The organism is Blastococcus sp. TML/C7B, assembly GCF_016612845.1.
Lineage (GTDB): Bacteria > Actinomycetota > Actinomycetes > Mycobacteriales > Geodermatophilaceae > Blastococcus.
This window is the reverse complement of the sequence record NZ_JAEOAA010000001.1, coordinates 205367-221439: the sequence shown is the minus strand read 5'-3', so window position 1 is coordinate 221439 and position 16073 is coordinate 205367. Positions and strand designations below refer to the sequence as shown.

General features: G+C 73.3%; 14 protein-coding genes and 1 pseudogene. 8 read left to right on the top strand and 7 right to left on the bottom strand.

Annotation, left to right across the window (positions count from 1 at the left end):
- Positions 1 to 139 precede the first annotated feature (139 nt).
- The 4 genes from JKP76_RS01105 (at position 140) to JKP76_RS01090 (ending at position 3451) form a co-directional block, all read left to right on the top strand.
- A complete protein-coding gene (locus JKP76_RS01105) occupies positions 140 to 490 on the top strand; it encodes a PspC domain-containing protein (protein ID WP_200489214.1) in 351 nt (116 codons plus the stop codon).
- 449 nt (positions 491 to 939) lie between these two features.
- Complete coding sequence (locus tag JKP76_RS01100) at positions 940 to 1440, top strand: hypothetical protein (RefSeq protein WP_242471138.1); 501 nt, start codon at positions 940 to 942, stop codon at positions 1438 to 1440.
- A 78-nt stretch (positions 1441 to 1518) separates the two neighbouring features.
- Positions 1519 to 2496 (top strand): LLM class flavin-dependent oxidoreductase, encoded by a 978-nt coding sequence (locus JKP76_RS01095; RefSeq protein WP_200489213.1) that lies wholly within the window; start codon positions 1519 to 1521, stop codon positions 2494 to 2496.
- Positions 2497 to 2551: 55 nt separating this feature from the next.
- On the top strand, positions 2552 to 3451 hold the full coding sequence (locus JKP76_RS01090; RefSeq protein WP_200489212.1) for a DUF1028 domain-containing protein: 900 nt from the start codon (positions 2552 to 2554) through the stop codon (positions 3449 to 3451).
- A 4-nt stretch (positions 3452 to 3455) separates the two neighbouring features.
- On the opposite strand, the gene JKP76_RS01085 is transcribed toward JKP76_RS01090, so the two are convergent.
- Positions 3456 to 3845 (bottom strand): MmcQ/YjbR family DNA-binding protein, encoded by a 390-nt coding sequence (locus tag JKP76_RS01085; RefSeq protein WP_309229471.1) that lies wholly within the window; start codon positions 3843 to 3845, stop codon positions 3456 to 3458.
- A complete protein-coding gene (locus JKP76_RS01080) occupies positions 3842 to 4975 on the bottom strand; it encodes a hypothetical protein (protein WP_200489210.1) in 1134 nt (377 codons plus the stop codon). The genes JKP76_RS01085 and JKP76_RS01080 overlap by 4 nt, the downstream gene beginning before the upstream one ends.
- On the opposite strand from JKP76_RS01080, the gene JKP76_RS01075 reads away from it, so the two are divergent.
- Positions 4947 to 6257, top strand: a complete 1311-nt coding sequence (locus JKP76_RS01075) for a bifunctional diguanylate cyclase/phosphodiesterase (RefSeq protein ID WP_200489209.1) — start codon at positions 4947 to 4949, stop codon at positions 6255 to 6257. The two genes, JKP76_RS01080 and JKP76_RS01075, sit on opposite strands and share 29 nt — an antisense overlap.
- Before the next feature lie 94 nt (positions 6258 to 6351).
- On the opposite strand, the gene JKP76_RS01070 is transcribed toward JKP76_RS01075, so the two are convergent.
- From JKP76_RS01070 to JKP76_RS01060, 3 genes are read right to left on the bottom strand one after another with little or no spacing between them, the layout of a single operon-like run.
- Complete coding sequence (locus JKP76_RS01070; RefSeq protein WP_309229472.1) at positions 6352 to 7167, bottom strand: succinate dehydrogenase/fumarate reductase iron-sulfur subunit; 816 nt, start codon at positions 7165 to 7167, stop codon at positions 6352 to 6354.
- Positions 7164 to 9110, bottom strand: coding sequence for a fumarate reductase/succinate dehydrogenase flavoprotein subunit (locus tag JKP76_RS01065; RefSeq protein ID WP_200489208.1), 1947 nt, complete (start codon positions 9108 to 9110; stop codon positions 7164 to 7166). Before JKP76_RS01065 ends, JKP76_RS01070 begins: the two co-directional genes overlap by 4 nt.
- Positions 9111 to 9120: 10 nt before the next feature.
- Positions 9121 to 9813 (bottom strand): succinate dehydrogenase cytochrome b subunit, encoded by a 693-nt coding sequence (locus JKP76_RS01060; protein WP_309229473.1) that lies wholly within the window; start codon positions 9811 to 9813, stop codon positions 9121 to 9123.
- A 146-nt stretch (positions 9814 to 9959) separates the two neighbouring features.
- Between JKP76_RS01060 and JKP76_RS01055 the strand changes: the two genes are divergently transcribed.
- The 3 genes and pseudogenes from JKP76_RS01055 (at position 9960) to JKP76_RS22860 (ending at position 12936) form a co-directional block, all read left to right on the top strand.
- Positions 9960 to 10568, top strand: coding sequence for a molybdopterin-dependent oxidoreductase (locus tag JKP76_RS01055; protein ID WP_200489206.1), 609 nt, complete (start codon positions 9960 to 9962; stop codon positions 10566 to 10568).
- Complete coding sequence (locus tag JKP76_RS01050) at positions 10561 to 11301, top strand: FAD-binding oxidoreductase (RefSeq protein ID WP_309232789.1); 741 nt, start codon at positions 10561 to 10563, stop codon at positions 11299 to 11301. Before JKP76_RS01055 ends, JKP76_RS01050 begins: the two co-directional genes overlap by 8 nt.
- A 47-nt stretch (positions 11302 to 11348) precedes the next feature.
- Positions 11349 to 12936, top strand: a pseudogene (locus tag JKP76_RS22860) (succinic semialdehyde dehydrogenase).
- Between the two features lie 66 nt (positions 12937 to 13002).
- On the opposite strand, the gene JKP76_RS01040 reads toward JKP76_RS22860, so the two are convergent.
- Entirely contained in the window at positions 13003 to 15120 is a 2118-nt protein-coding gene (locus JKP76_RS01040; protein ID WP_200489205.1) for a catalase, read from the bottom strand.
- Positions 15121 to 15205: 85 nt separating this feature from the next.
- A complete protein-coding gene (locus tag JKP76_RS01035) occupies positions 15206 to 16012 on the bottom strand; it encodes an inositol monophosphatase family protein (RefSeq protein WP_200489204.1) in 807 nt (268 codons plus the stop codon).
- Between the last annotated feature and the right edge of the window lie 61 nt (positions 16013 to 16073).

The following is a 16073-nucleotide window of genomic DNA, read 5'->3' as shown; positions in this document are numbered from 1 at the left end:
CTCACCCCGTCGACGGTACGTCCGCACGCCGGTGCGTGTCGGCTCCCGCGGAGCGGGGGTGGACCCTGACCAGCGGATCCGGGGCGGATCCGGGGATCACCGGATGGTGCCGGGACCGCGCCGTCGACAGGCTCGTCCCATGACCGATGCACCCTTCTCCGCGCCCGCCGGCCAGCCGACCGCGCCGTCCACCGACCAGCCGACCGCACCGCCGCTCCGCCCCGAGGCGCGCCGCAGCGCGACCGACCGGATGGCCGGCGGCGTCTGCGGCGGGCTGGCCGACTACAGCGGGGTCGACGCCGTCCTCTGGCGGGTGGGGTTCGTGGCCCTGACCCTCATCGGGGGCAGCGGCGTCCTCCTCTACCTGCTGCTGTGGGTGCTGCTGCCGCCGGCGCCCACGGGCGACGAGCCGCTCAGCCCGCTCGAGCGGCTGGCCCGGCGGCTCCACGCCGCTGTCAACGGCTCCCGGGCGCCGCGGCCGCCGGTGTGATCGGCGATCCGCGCGCACTCCGCGCAGCGGACCGCACCGGCCGCGACCGACCAGTCCCGGCCCGCCGTGGCGGCGACCAGCTCACCGCAGACCGAGGACTCCAACCCGTCCACCGCGGGCCGGGCGACGGCGTGCACGACGTCGGAGCCGGAGGCCACGGCCCCCCGCGGGTCGTGCCCGGTCCACACCACGGGCGTCCCGGTCACGAAGAGGCTGGCTGTCATGGCACGAGGATGGCCGTCCGACGTGTCGATCGGATGACGAGCGCCCGACCATCGGGTGGAGAACCACCCCGGCCGGACCCCCGGCCGGACCACCGACCCGCGAGGAGCGACCCGTGACCCAGCCCCCGTCCACCCCGGCGCAGGTGGTGCCCCGGTTCACCGTCCACCAGCGCATCACGGTGATGGTGAACCGGTACGAGGTCCGTGCCGTCGCCCCCGACGGCGGTGAGGGGCCCGCTCCTGGCGTTCGCGCAGCAGAAGCGGATGAAGCTCAAGGAGGAGGTGGTCTTCTACGCCGACGAGTCGCGCAGCCGGCCGCTGTTCTCCTTCCGGGCCCGCCAGCGCCTCGACGTGCACGCCCAGCACGACGTGCTCGACGAGCACGGCGCGGTGCTCGGCAGCTTCCGCAAGGTGTTCGGCGCCAGCCTGCTGCGCTCCACCTGGGAGCTCCGGGTCCCCGGGCTCGAGGCGGTCGGCCGCGAGCGCCGGCCGGTCCTCGCCGTCCTGCGCCGGGTCTGGGAGCTCATCCCGTACCTCGGGGACGTGTGGGTGCCCTTCGTCTTCCACTTCGACTTCGTCGACACCGCCACCGGTGCGCCGGTCCTGGTGAGCGAGCGGCGGAAGGCGATCCGCGACCGGTACGACGTCTCCGTCCCCGACCCCCGGATCGACTTCCGGGTGGCCGCGGCGATGGCGGTGGCGCTGGACGCGCTGCAGAGCCGCTGAGGGCGGGGTGCCGACGGCGGGAAGCCTGCGGGGGGCGCCGCGGTTGCTCAGGGCAACCGACGTGAAAGGCACCTCCCCATGCGCATCCCGCTGTCCATCCTCGACCTGGCGCCGATCAACCGCGGGGAGACCGCGAGCACGAGCATCGCCGCCAGCGTCGCCCTCGCCCAGCGCGCGGAGGAGCACGGCTACGAGCGGGTCTGGTACGCCGAGCACCACAACATGCCGCGGATCGCCTCGTCGGCCACCAGCGTGCTCATCGCGCACGTCGGCGCGCACACGACGACGATCCGGCTCGGCGCCGGCGGCGTCATGCTGCCCAACCACTCGCCGCTGACCATCGCCGAGCAGTTCGGCACCCTCGACGCGATGTACCCCGGGCGCATCGACCTGGGCCTGGGTCGCGCGCCCGGCAGCGACCAGAACACGATGTACGCGCTGCGCCGGAACCCGAACTCGGCCGACCGCTTTCCGCAGGACGTGCTGGAGCTGCAGGCCTACCTGGCCGGCGAGACCCGCGTCGCCGGCGTCGACGCCATCCCCGGCAAGGGCTCTCGCGTGCCGCTGTACGTCCTCGGCTCGTCGATGTTCGGCGCCACCCTCGCCGCCGCCCTCGGGTTGCCCTACGCCTTCGCCTCGCACTTCGCGCCGCAGCTGCTCGAGCCCGCCGTCGCGGCCTACCGTGCCGAGTTCAAGCCCTCCGAGCAGCTCGACGCCCCGTACGTCATCGCCGGGCTGAACGTCGTCGCCGCCGACACCGAGGACGCCGCCCGCGCGGAGCTGCAGGCGGTCAAGCGGAACCTGGCGATCGGGCTGTTCGGCCGCGGGCAGTCGCTCACCGACGAGCAGGCCGACCAGCTGCTGGCCCAGGGCGCCGGGCACCACGTCGAGGGGATGCTCACGCACACCGCGATGGGCAGCCCCGGGCAGCTCGCCGACCAGGTCGAGGGCTTCCGCAAGCTGGCCGACGCCGACGAGCTGATCGTCGCCCACCAGTCCTCCTCGGTGGAGGGCCGGCTGCGCTCGGTGGAGCTGCTCGCGCAGGCGATGGCCTGACCCCGACCGGCGGCCCGGTGTTTGCCCGGCCCGCCGCCGCGGGCAGCCCGTGCCGGTGACCTACTCGATCGTCGCCCGCGACCCCGAGACCGGGGAGATGGGCGTCGCCACCCAGTCCCAGGCCTTCGCCGTCGGCAACAGCGTGCCGTTCGCGCTGCCCGGCCACGGGGTCATCGCCACCCAGTCGATGGCCGAGCCGATGTACGGCTCGGTCGGCCTCGACCTGCTGCAGGGCGGGTTCACCGCGCAGGAGGTGCTCACCGCGCTGAGCAGCGTGGACCCGCAGCCGCAGCGCCGGCAGCTGGCCATCCTCGGCGTCAACGGCGACCTCGCCGCCTACACGGGCGAGCAGTGCGTCGACGCGGCCGGGCACCTCGTCGGCGACACCTGCGTCGCGCTGGCCAACATGGCCGCCTCCGCGCAGGTGTGGGAGGCGATGGTCGAGCGCTTCGAGAGCTCCGGCGGGCCGCTCGCGCAGCGCCTGCTCACCGCCCTGCAGGCGGGGGAGGAGGCCGGCGGCGACTTCCGCGGCCGGCGGTCCGCCGCGATCATGGTCATCCGCGCGACAACCACCGGCCGGCCCTGGCACGACACCGTGGTGGACCTGCGGGTGGACGACTCGCCGGACCCGATCGCCGCGCTGCACGACCTCGCGGTCACCCGCGCCCGCTACCAGGACGTGGTCCGCGCCTTCCAGCTCGCCATCGACGGCGACCCGGTGACCGCCGACCGCGAGCTCGAGCTCCTGCGGCCGATGGACCCGGTCACCGAACCCGACCAGCTGATGTGGCGGGCGGTCGTCGCCGCCCTGGCCGGCCGCGAGGACGCCGCCCGCGAGATGCTCGCCGAGCTCGGCACGTGCGCGCCGCAGTTCCTCGAGGCCGCCCGGCGGTTCGGCAAGGCCGGGCTGATGCCGGCCGACGTCATCGCCCGGATCGTGCCCTCCCGCGGCTGAGCGATCAGGACGCCGGGAGCGGGTGCTCGGCGAGCAGCCCGCGCGGTGCCCGGCTCGCCCAGGCCTCGGCCACCAGCTCGGTCAGGGCCTCCCCGTCCACGGCGTCCAGCCGGCACATCAGCGCCGGAAGGCCGTCGAAGTGAGCCGTCGTGAACCAGACGTCGGGCTCCGCGGCCAGCAGCGCGGCCTTGGCCCCCTCGTCGGGGACGTAGGCGACCAGCACCGGGCCCTCCGGTGCGGACGCCCCGAGCTCGTCGAGGTCCTTCCGGTGCAGCGGGCGCTCCCGGACGAAGGTCTTCCCGCGCACCAGCCACCGCCTCCGGCCGGACGCCGAGACGGCCTCCGTCGTCGCGGGCAGCGCCAGGCAGGCCCGCGCCACATCGTCCCAGCTCACCACGGGGCGCACGGTAACCCGCTGCTCGGGGGACGTCCCCCCGTCGGGGGACGCGGCCGGGTGGGCCCGGCCCGCGTGCTCCAGACCTCCGGCCCCCGCGCCGATGGAGGGGCATGCGGCGGGAGCGAGCGGTGGTCCTGGAGGACCTCACCGGCGAGGCGAGGGATGACGAACGATCCCTGCGCGTCGTCCGCCTGCTGGCGATGGGCCTGGTCGGGATCTGGGTCGTCGCGCTGACCGCCGCGGCGCTGGGCGTGACCGTCGTCGCCGACCTGCTGGCCGCCCAGGGCAAGATCTTCTTCCTCGCCGGCCTGGTCTGCGTGCTCGTCGTGCGCGGTGCCGGCACCCGGGCCGACCGCGCCTCCTGGTGGAGCCTGGCCGCCGCCGTGCTCTGCTACCTGGGCGGTGCGGCCGCCTACGAGTTCCACTACCGGCACCTCGACGTCGTCCCGCGGCCGTCGTGGTCCGACGCCGCCTTCCTCGGCTTCTACCCGCTGGCCTTCGTCGCGTTCCTGCTGCTCCTGCGGGGCCGGGTCCGCACGCTCACGACCAGCATGTGGCTGGACGTCGCGGTCACCGCCTGCACCGCCGCCGCGGTCGCCGCGGCCGCCGGCATCGGCGCGCAGCTGCAGGCGCTGGACGGCGGTGCGCTCGGCACCACCGTCGCGATGCTCTACCCGGTCGGAGACCTGCTGCTGCTCAGCCTCATCGCCGGCGGACTCGTGCTCATCGGCCGCGGTGCCGGGCCGGGCTGGTGGTGGATCAGCGCCGCGCTGGCGCTCTTCGTCGTGACCGACACCCTCTACGCCTACCAGCTGAGCCACGGCACCTACACCGTCGGCGGTCCGCTGGACCTGGGCTGGAGCCTGGCGTTCATCTGCTGCGGCCTGGCGGCCACCCAGCGCACCCCGCGCCGGGTCGCCCCGCGCTCGGACGGGCGGGGCGCGCTGCTCATCCCGGGCCTGAGCGCGCTCGCCGCGCTCGCGCTGCTGTTCCTCGGCTACCTCGCGACCGGCGACCCGGTGGCCGGCGCCTTCGCGCTGCTCGCCGTCCTCGCCGCACTGGCCCGCACCGGGCTGACCTTCCGCGACGTCCGGGCGCTTGGCCGACAGCCGCCGCCAGGCGCGCACCGACGAGCTGACCGGGCTGCCCAACCGCCGCTCGGTGTTCGAGGCGCTCGCCGCCGCCGACGGCCGGCTGGCCACCGGTCACCGCACCGCGGTGCTGGTGCTCGACCTGGACCGGTTCAAGGAGATCAACGACTCCCTCGGGCACGCCGTCGGCGACGCGCTGCTGGCCCAGGTGGGGCCGCGGCTGCGGTCCGAGCTGCGTGCCGACGACGTGCTGGCCCGGCTGGGCGGCGACGAGTTCGTCGTCCTCGCCTCGGACCTGGACGCCGAGCGCGCGCGGCTGCTGGGGGAGCGGCTGCGCGGGCGTCTCCAGGTGCCGTTCTCCCTGAGCGGGATGGGCCTGAGCGTGGACGCCAGCGTCGGCGTCGCCATCGGCCCGGACGAGTCGCGCAGCGCCGTCGAGCTGCTGCAGCTGGCCGACCTCGCCATGTACGCCGCCAAGGCCGGCCGCACCGGCGTCGAGGTCTACGACGAGGAGCGCGACGGCGAGGGCCGGCACCGGCTCGAGGACGTCGCCCAGCTGCGCAACGCCCTCGAGCGGCACGAGCTCGTCCTGCACTACCAGCCCAAGCTCGCCCTCGGGACCGGCGAGGTCGAGGGCGTGGAGGCGCTGGTCCGCTGGCAGCACCCCACCCGCGGGCTGCTCCTGCCCGACGCCTTCATCGAGCTCGCCGAGTCCGCGGGCCTCATGGCCCCGCTGACCAGCCGGGTCATCGAGATGGCGCTGGCCCAGTGCCGCGCCTGGGCCGACCGCGGCCGCCCGCTCACCGTGGCGGTCAACGTCAGCCCGTCCAACCTGGTCGACGAGGTCTTCCCCGACCAGGTGCGGGGGCTGCTGGCCCGCTACGGGCTGCCGGCCGGGCAGCTGGTGCTCGAGGTGACCGAGAGCCTGCTCATGGAGGACCGCGAGCGCGCCGTCCGCGTGCTGGGCCGGCTGCGCGAGGACGGCGTCGGCGTGGCCATCGACGACTACGGCACCGGCTACTCGAGCCTGGCCTACCTCGCCGCCCTGCCGGTCACCGAGCTCAAGCTGGACCGCACCTTCGTCGGGGCGATGACCGGCAGCCCGCGCGCCGCGTCGATCGTGACCTCGACGCTGCAGCTGGCGCACGCCCTCGGGCTGGTGCTGGTCGCCGAGGGCGCCGAGGACCAGGACACCGTCGACGCCCTCGCCGCGCTGGGCTGCGACGTCGTCCAGGGCTTCCACCTGAGCCGGCCGCTGGCGCCCGAGGCGCTGTGGTCCTGGCTGGAGGAGCGGGTCCCGGTGGCGCACGCCGGCTGACCCCACGGACCGCGACGCCCCTGACCCCGGCGCCGCACACGCGCGAGGCCCCCTCCGGAGAACTCGGAGGGGGCCTCTCGCTCGTGCCGGTCGATCAGCTCTTGGGGCGGGCCCCCGCGCGCAGGGCGCCGAGCAGGTCGTGGTTCAGCCGGGAGATGGTCTCCATCGAGATGCCCTTCGGGCAGGCCGCGGAGCACTCGCCGATGTTCGTGCAGCCACCGAAGCCCTCGCGGTCCTGCTGGGCGACCATGTTGACCACGCGGTCGTCGCGCTCGGGCTGCCCCTGGGGGAGCAGGCCGAGGTGGGTGACCTTGGCGGCGGTGAACAGCATCGAGGAGGCGTTCGGGCACGCGGCCACGCAGGCGCCGCAGCCGATGCAGGTCGCGGCGTCGAAGGCGTTGTCGGCGTCCTTCTTCGGCACCGGGGTGGCGTGCGCCTCCGGGGCGGTGCCGGTCGGGACGCTGATGTAGCCGCCGGCCTGGATGATCCGGTCGAACGCCCGCCGGTCGACGGCGAGGTCCTTGATGACCGGGAAGGCCGAGGCGCGCCACGGCTCGACGTCGATCGAGTCGCCGTCCTTGAACGAGCGCATGTGCAGCTGGCAGGTGGTGGTCTGCTGCGGGCCGTGCGCCTGGCCGTTGATCATCAGACCGCACATGCCGCAGATGCCCTCGCGGCAGTCGTGGTCGAAGGCGACCGGGTCGTCGCCCTGCATGATCAGCTGCTCGTTGAGGACGTCGAGCATCTCGAGGAACGACATGTCAGGGGAGATGTCGGTGACCTTGTAGGTCACCATCTTGCCCTTGACGCTGGGGCCCTGCTGACGCCAGACGCGCAGCGTCAGGTTCATGCCGCGCTTGTCCTGCGTGCCGGCGGGAGCCGAGTGCTGGCCCTGGTCGGTGATGGTCACTTGTAGCTCCGCTGGGCGAGGTGGACGTACTCGTACTCGAGGGCTTCCTTGTGGAGCACCGGGGGCTGGCCCTCCGGCGTCCACTCCCACGCCGCGACGTAGGCGAAGTTCTCGTCGTCGCGCAGCGCCTCCCCCTCGGGGGTCTGGCTCTCGGCGCGGAAGTGACCGCCGCAGCTCTCGGCGCGGTGCAGGGCGTCGACGCACATGAGCTCACCGAGCTCGATGAAGTCGGCGACCCGGCCGGCCATCTCCAGCGTCTGGTTGAACGAGTGCCAGTCGCCGGAGACCTTGACGTCGGTCCAGAACTCCTGGCGGATCTCCCGGATGCGGTCGATGGCCTTGCGCAGGCCCTCGTCCGTGCGCTCCATGCCGCACAGGTCCCACATCAGCTGGCCGAGCTCCCGGTGGAAGGACGACGGGGTGCGGGTGCCGTTGATGGACAGCAGCTTCTGCACCTGCTCCTGCACGTTCTGCAGCGCCTCGACCGCGGCCGGGTGGTTCGCGTCGACCTTCTCGAACGGGCCGGCGGCCAGGTAGTCGCTGATCGTCGACGGGAGCACGAAGTAGCCGTCGGCGAGCCCCTGCATGAGCGCGCTGGCGCCCAGCCGGTTGGCGCCCTGGTCGGAGAAGTTGGCCTCCCCGATCACGAACATCCCGGGGATCGAGGACTGCAGGTCGTAGTCGACCCACAGCCCGCCCATCGTGTAGTGCACGGCCGGGTAGACCCGCATCGGCGTCTCGTACGGGTTCTCGCCGGTGATCTGGGCGTACATGTCGAAGAGGTTGCCGTACTTGGCCTCGATCGCCGGGCGGCCCAGGCGCTTCATGGCGTCGGCGAAGTCGAGGTAGACGCCGAGCCCACCCGGGCCCACGCCGCGACCCTCGTCGCAGACGTTCTTGGCCTGGCGCGAGGCGATGTCGCGCGGCACCAGGTTGCCGAACGCCGGGTAGATCCGCTCGAGGTAGTAGTCGCGCTCGGCCTCGGGGATGTCCCGCGGGTCGCGGGTGTCGCCGCGCTCCTTGGGCACCCAGACGCGGCCGTCGTTGCGCAGCGACTCCGACATCAGGGTCAGCTTCGACTGGTAGTCGCCCTTGACCGGGATGCAGGTCGGGTGGATCTGGGTGTAGCAGGGGTTGGCGAAGTAGGCACCCCGCTTGTGCGCCCGCCAGATCGCCGTGGTGTTGGAGCCCATGGCGTTCGTGGACAGGTAGAAGACGTTGCTGTACCCGCCGGTGGCGAGGACGACGGCGTCGGCGAAGTGCGAGGTGATCTCGCCGGTGACCAGGTCGCGGGCGACGATGCCGCGGGCGCGGCCGTCGACGACGATCAGGTCCAGCATCTCGGTGCGCGCGTTCTGCTCGACCGTGCCGGCCGCGATCTGCCGCTCGAGGGCCTGGTAGGCGCCGTAGAGCAGCTGCTGGCCCGTCTGGCCGCGGGCGTAGAAGGTGCGCGAGACCTGCGCGCCACCGAAGGAGCGGTTGTCGAGCAGGCCGCCGTACTCGCGGGCGAAGGGCACGCCCTGGGCGACCGCCTGGTCGATGATGTTGACGCTCACCTCGGCCAGCCGGTACGAGTTGCTCTCGCGCGAGCGGAAGTCGCCGCCCTTCACCGTGTCGTAGAACGACCGGTGCACGCTGTCGCCGTCGTTGCGGTAGTTCTTGGCGGCGTTGATGCCGCCCTGCGCGGCGACGCTGTGCGCGCGGCGCGGGCTGTCCTGGTACCAGAAGGACTTGACGTTGTAGCCGGCCTCGCCGAGCGTCGCGGCGGCGGCACCGCCGGCCAGGCCCGTGCCGACGACGATGACCGTCATCTTCCGGCGGTTGGCCGGGTTGACCAGCTTGCCGCGGAACTTGCGCTCGTTCCAGCGCTGGGGGAGCGCGACGTCCGTCGGCGCCTTGGTGTCGGCGATCGGGTCGCCTTCGGTGAAGAGGTCGAGAGGCACGGGGGAATCCTTAGTCGATCAGACCGAAGAGGACGGAGAAGGGCACGAGCAGGAAGCCGAGCGTGAGCACCGTCGCGATGCCGGTGGCCGCCCAGTTCACCGTGACCTCGCGGCGGCGGTTGCTCTGCCCGAGGGTCTGGGTGGCGCTCCAGATGCCGTGCCGCAGGTGCATGCCGACTAGGATCACCGCGATCGCGTAGAAGGCGGTGGACACGGGGTTGGAGAAGCTGGCGACCAGCTTGTCGTAGGGCCCGGAGTCGCCCGCGCTGTTCACCGTGCCCCAGGTGAGGTCGAGCAGGTGCCAGATGACGAAGGCGGCGATGATCACCCCGCCCCAGCGCATGGTGCGGGAGGCGTAGGACTGGGCGACGGCCTTCTTCGTGACGTAGCCCTGGGGGCGGGCCCGCTTGGCCTGCCGCCACAGCGAGATCGCGGCCCACATGTGGGCGAACACGGCGGCCAGCAGGACGAGCCGGATGATCCACAGCGCGGTCGCGCCCGGCAGGGCCGGGTTGCCGATCGTGCGCAGCCACTCGGAGTAGTGGTTGAAGTCCTCTTCGCCCGAGAACGCCTTGAGGTTCCCGATCATGTGCGCGATCAGGTAGAGCACGAGGATGATGCCGCTGACCGCCATCACGGCCTTCTTGAAGACCGAGGTGGTCTTCGCCGCCTTGGGTGTCCTGCGCTGAGTCGAGTCCGTCACCGTCACCACGGCGCCCAAACTAGGACGTTCCCGGTCCGGCCACCACGTCAACGCGCGGTGACACAGCTCTCGTAAGGGTTGCCTAACCGGCTCGGGGGAGGTTCGCTGTCAGGTCGGGCGTCGGCCCGATGGGGGAGAGTGGCGGCATGCCTGGACCCACCCGCGGCTTCCTGGGCCGCCGTCGCGACCGCGACCCCCGCCTGCCGCCCGGCCAGTACGACGCCGGCTCGGACTGGCCGGTGCTCACCGCGGAACCCACACCGCGGATCGCTCCCGAGAACTGGTCGATCACCGTCGACGGCGCGGTGGAGCAGCCGACGACCTGGACCTGGGACGAGGCGCACGCGCTGCCCCGGTCGGAGTACCGCGGCGACATCCACTGCGTGACCACCTGGTCGAAGTTCGGCACCTGGTTCGCCGGTGTCAGCGTCGACACGCTGCTCGAGGCCGCCCGCCCCACCGCCGACGCGCACTTCGTCATGGCGACGTCGAAGACCGGCTACACGACCAACCTGCCGCTCGAGCACGTCACCGGCGGGCAGGCGTGGATCGTGTGGGAGTACGAGGGCGGGCCGCTGCCGATCGAGCACGGCGGGCCGGTCCGGCTGCTCGTGCCGCACCTGTACTTCTGGAAGAGCGCCAAGTGGATCAGCAGGCTGTCGCTGCTCCAGCGCGACCAGCCCGGCTTCTGGGAGCAGAACGGCTACCACGACCTCGGCGACCCGTGGCGCCAGCAGCGGTACCAGGGTGACTGAGGACGACGGCCTGCTCGGGGCAGGCGTCGCGAGGGCACCGGCCGGCGGCTGGCGGACGGCGACGGTGTCGGGGGTGCGGCGGCCGATCCAGCGCTCGGTGCAGCTGCGCCTCGACGTCCACGACCGGGTCGACCACCTGCCCGGCCAGCACTACGTCGTCCGGCTGACCGCCGAGGACGGCTACACCGCCCAGCGCTCCTACTCCGTCGCCTCCGCGCCCGGGGACCCGCTGGTGGAGCTGTTCGTCGAGCGGCTCGACGACGGCGAGGTGTCGACCTACCTGGCCGACGTCGTCGAGCCGGGTGACGAGCTGGAGGTGCGCGGGCCGATCGGCGGCTGGTTCGTGTGGGACGGCGCGACCCCCGCGCTGCTGGTCGCCGGGGGAGCGGGCGTCGTCCCCTTCGTGTCGATGCTGCGGCACGCCCGCGCCATCGGCCGGGAGGACCTGCTCCGCATCGCGGTCTCGGCCCGGACGCTGGCGCAGCTGCCCTACGCCGACGAGCTGGTGGCGGCCGGGGCGCTCGTCGTCCTCAGCCGCGAGCAGCACGGGATCCGGCCGCCGGGCCGGCTGCGGGCCGACGAGCTGCTGCCGCTGTGGGAACCGGACCAGACCACCTACGTGTGCGGGTCGACGCGGTTCGCGGAGGCGGCCACCCAGCTGCTCGTGGCCTCGGGGCGGCCGCCGTCGACCATCCGGGTGGAGCGCTTCGGCCCCAGCGGTGGACCGGCCTGAGCGTCACGACCGCAGGCGCCGTGGCGGCCGCAGGGTAGGAAGGTCGCATGACCACCGCCGAACGCACCCCGACGGACGTGTCCGCACCGCGGCCCCTGGACCCGGCGCTGGTCACCCGGCTCGCCGCCCTGGTCACCGCGGCGCCCGGCCGGCCCCGGCAGGCCTCCGCCGCGCCGTTCGACGGGGCGCTGATCGGCGAGGTGCCCGTCTGCACCGCCGAGGACGTCGCCGAGGCGCAGCGCCGGGCGCGGGCGGCGCAGGCGGAGTGGGCCGCCCGCCCGCTGGCGGAGCGGCGGGCGGTGATGCTGCGCTACCACGACCTGGTCCTCGAGCGGCAGGACCAGGTGCTCGACATCGTCCAGGTCGAGACCGGCAAGAACCGCGTCAGCGCCTTCGAGGAGCTGGCCGATGTCGCGCTGACCGCGCGCTACTACGCCCACGCCGCGGCGCGGCACCTGAGGCCGGCGCGGCGGCGGGGCGCCCTGCCGCTGCTGACCCGCACCGTCGAGCACCACCACCCCAAGGGTCTGGTGGGCGTCATCGCACCCTGGAACTACCCGTTCACCCTCGCGGTCTCCGACGCGATCCCCGCGCTGCTCGCCGGCAACGGCATCGTGCTCAAGCCCGACGCCCAGACGCCGTTCACGGCGCTGATCGCGGTGGAGCTGCTGTTCGAGGCCGGGTTGCCGCGCGACCTGTTCCAGGTGGTCACCGGCGTCGGCGCGGACCTCGGGGCGCCGCTGATCGAGGGCGTCGAGTACCTCATGTTCACCGGGTCCACCGCGACCGGGCGGATCATCGCGGAGCAGTGCGGGCGCCGGCTGATCGGCTTCTCCGCCGAGCTCGGCGGGAAGAACCCCATGATCGTGCTGGCCGACGCCGACGTGGACAAGGCGGTCGAGGGTGCGATCCGGGCGTGCTTCTCCAACTCCGGGCAGCTGTGCATCAGCATCGAGCGGCTCTACGTGGAGGACGGCGTCTACGACCGCTTCGTCGCCGCGTTCGCCGCGCGGGTGGGGGCGATGCGGCTGGGCGCCGGCCTGGACTGGGAGGCCGACATGGGATCGCTGATCAGCCGCAAGCAGCTCGACGTCGTCACCCGGCACGTGGACGACGCGGTCGCGAAGGGCGCGCGCGTGCTCGCCGGGCGGGAAGCCGCGGCCGGATCTCGGCCCGCTGTTCTACGAGCCGACCGTGCTCGAGGGCGTGACCGAGGAGATGGAGCTGGCGCGAGCGGAGACGTTCGGGCCGGTCGTCGCGGTCACCCGCGTGGCCGACGCCGAGGAGGCGGTGCGCCGGGCCAACGACACCGCGTACGGGCTGAACGCCAGCGTCTGGTCGACCCCGCGGCACGGCGCGGAGGTCGCCACCCGCATCCAGGCCGGCACGGTGAACGTCAACGAGGGCTATGCCGCCGCCTGGGCGTCGATCGACGCACCCATGGGCGGGATCAAGGACTCCGGGGTCGGCCGCCGGCACGGGCGCGAGGGCATCCTCAAGTACACCGAGGCCCAGACCGTCGCGGTCCAGCGCGGCCGGGCCATCGGGCCGGTCCCGGGTCTGCCCCTGGAGAAGTACGCGGCCACGATGACGGCGTCGCTGAAGCTGGTGAAGCGGCTGCCCTTCCTGCGCTGAGCCGACCGCAGGAACGACCAGGGGCGGGACGGCTGCTGCCGTCCCGCCCCCGTCACCGCTGGATGATCAGACCGTCGGCGGCACCACCGAGGCGCGCACCAGCGGGGTGCGGTCCCAGGCGCGGTGCAGGCCGAGCGCCGCGACGGTGGCGGCGGCCAGCTTGGCGTTGGCCTTCTTCCCGGTGAGCACGCCGGGCGCGGTCGGGTCGATGCCGGCGGTCTTCAGCACCTCGACGCCGTCGCCCCACGCGCCGACGGCCTTGAGGTGGCGGAACGCCTCCTGCAGCATGACCAGCGCGCGGAAGTCGCCGTCCTTCGGTGCGCCGTCGGCGACGACGATCGCGTCGAACTCGATCGAGCGGCCGGTGGCGAAGGTGCGCTCGACGATCTCGACGGTCTTGCCCTTCACCAGCTGCCCGCCGTGCGGCGCGATGACCCGCAGCAGCGCGCCCTCGGCCTCGAGGGCCTTGCGCAGCGTGGCGATGCCCTCGAGGTCGGCGCCGGGGCCGGCCACGACGCCGACGATCCGACCCGCGATCGGGAACGGGGTGGGCTTGATCTGGCGCAGGGCCGGGGACTCCGACCGCGCCTTCTCGGCCTTGATCTTCTTCGGCACCGGCAGGCCGAGGCCCCCCGCGACCTGCGCGCAGAGGTCCGCGTCGATGCGTGCCAGCACGGTCAGGGCGCGCTCCTTGATCGGCTGCTCGTAGCACTTGCCGAGCTCGAAGGTGTACGCGTCGATCACGTGCTGCTGCTCGACGCTGGTCAGGCTCTTGTAGAACAGCGCCGGCTGCGAGAAGTGGTCGTCGAACGACGCCGGAGCCGTGCGGCCCACCTCGCCCTCGACGTGCCGCGGCACCTGCACGTAGCCGCCCTCGGACCAGTCCGACGGGAACGGGACGCCGGCGTCGACGCTGTTGGGCGTGTACGGCGCCTGCCCGGTGTGCACCGCCTGCTGGTGGAAGCCGTCCCGGGTGTTGTCGTTCACCGGGGCGTGCGGCCGGTTGACCGGGATCTGGGTGAAGTTCGGCCCGGCCAGCCGGGTGAGCTGGGTGTCCAGGTAGGAGAAGTTGCGGCCCTGGAGCAGGGGGTCGTTGGTGCCCTCGATGCCCGGCACGAGGTGCCCGGTGTGGAAGGCCACCTGCTCGGTCTCGGCGAAGAAGTTCGTCGGGTTGGCGTTCAGCACCAGCGTGCCGATCGGCTGCACCGGCGCCAGCTCCTCCGGCACGATCTTGGTGGGGTCGAGCAGGTCGATGCCCTGGAAGGTCTCCTCCGGTGTGTCCGGGAAGACCTGGATGCCCAGCTCCCACTCCGGGAAGGCGCCGGCCTCGATCGCGTCGTACAGGTCCCGGCGGTGGAAGTCGGGGTCGACGCCCGCGGCGATCTGCGCCTCCTCCCAGGTGAGGGAGTGCACGCCCAGCTTGGGCTTCCAGTGGAACTTCACGAGGACGGTCTCCCGCTTCTCGTTCACCAGCCGGAAGGTGTGGACGCCGAAGCCCTCCATCGTCCGGTAGCTGCGGGGGATGCCCCGGTCGCTCATGTTCCAGATCGTGTGGTGGGTGGCCTCGGTGTGGAGGGTGACGAAGTCCCAGAAGGTGTCGTGCGCCGACTGCGCCTGGGGGATCTCGCGGTCGGGGTGCGGCTTGCCCGCGTGGATGATGTCCGGGAACTTGATCGCGTCCTGGATGAAGAAGACCGGCATGTTGTTGCCGACCAGGTCCCAGGTCCCCTCCTTCGTGTAGAACTTCGTCGCGAACCCGCGGGTGTCGCGCACGGTGTCGGCCGAGCCGCGCGAGCCCAGCACCGTCGAGAACCGCACGAACACCGGCGTCTCCAGGCCCTTCTCGGCCAGGACAGCGGCCCGGGTCACCGAGGCGCCCGCGCCGTTGGCCGTGAAGACGCCGTGCGCGCCGGCCCCGCGGGCGTGCACCACGCGCTCCGGGATGCGCTCGTGGTCGAAGTGCATGATCTTCTCGCGCAGGTGGAAGTCCTCGAGGAGGACCGGGCCGCGCGGGCCCGCCTTGAGCGAGTGGTCGGTGTCGGGCAGGCGGACGCCGTTCGGGGTGGTCAGCTTGTCGCCGGCCTGACCCCGGGGGTCGCGGCCGTCCTTCGGGCCGGCGTAGCCGACCCCGGTCGGGCTGACGGTCCGCGGGGCGGACTGGTCGGGCGTGCGCGCGGGGGGCATGGGACTCCTTGCTGAGCGGGGCGGCGAACTCCCGGCCGGTACCCGGGGCTTGCTCCGGCACACCCGCTCGTCGCGTCGGCGCAGGTCAGCCGACCGGATCGCGCCGCAGCGCGGCGAAGTCCCGCGCGTGCGGGATGCCGGCGACGAGCGCCAGCAGCGCGTCGTGCAGCCGGCCGTTGCTGGCCAGCACCGTCCCGTCGCCGGTGAGCACGTCGCGACCGGAGAGGTCGGTGACCCGCCCGCCGGCCTCCCCGATCAGCAGGGGGAGGACGGCGAGGTCCTCGTAGCCCAGCGGCTGGCCGGCGACGACGAGCGCGTCGGCCAGCCCGGTCGCGAGGTCCACGTCGCCCTTGGTCCACGGCTGCAGGTAGAGCTCGCGGTGCAGGGCGACCAGCAGCTGCTCGGACCACGCCAGCGGGTTGAGCATCTCCACGAGGGCGCCGCGCAGCCGGTCGTGGTCGTTGACGTGCACCTGCCGCACCGGCCGGCCGGCGAGTGCGTGCCAGCAACCGAGCCCGCGCCCGGCGTAGAGCAGCTCGTCGCTCATCGGGTAGCCGGCGACCGCCACCGCCGGGCCCTCGGCGTCCTCCACGGCGAGCAGCACGTCGAACGTCGGCACCCGCTGGTCGAACAGGCTCGTGCCGTTGACCGGGTCGAGCACCCACCGGCGCGCGGTGGTCCCGGGTGCGGGGCGGTCGGCGTGCCCCAGCACCGGGTCGTCCGGGTACCGCGCCGCGATGCGGGCGCGCAGCAGCTGCTCCACCTCGACCTCGACCGGCATGGGGCCGCCGTCGCGGCCGGCCCGCGGGGTCGCCTCGGCGAACCGCCGGGCGGCCAGCCCGCCCGCCTCCTCGACCAGCTCCACGGCGTACTCGAGCAGGTCGCGGTCCACGACCGCCGATCCTGCTGCCCGCGGCCGCCGAGGGCGACCCGACGGGGTGAGCGCGGGTGTG

Bases quoted from the DNA above. Each gene is read 5' to 3' on its own strand.
- JKP76_RS01105 (WP_200489214.1), top strand. From the start codon at position 140: ATGACCGATGCACCCTTCTCCGCGCCCGCCGGCCAGCCGACCGCGCCG.
- JKP76_RS01095 (WP_200489213.1), top strand. From the start codon at position 1,519: ATGCGCATCCCGCTGTCCATCCTCGACCTGGCGCCGATCAACCGCGGG.
- JKP76_RS01055 (WP_200489206.1), top strand. From the start codon at position 9,960: ATGCCTGGACCCACCCGCGGCTTCCTGGGCCGCCGTCGCGACCGCGAC.
- JKP76_RS01040 (WP_200489205.1), bottom strand. From the start codon at position 15,120: ATGCCCCCCGCGCGCACGCCCGACCAGTCCGCCCCGCGGACCGTCAGC.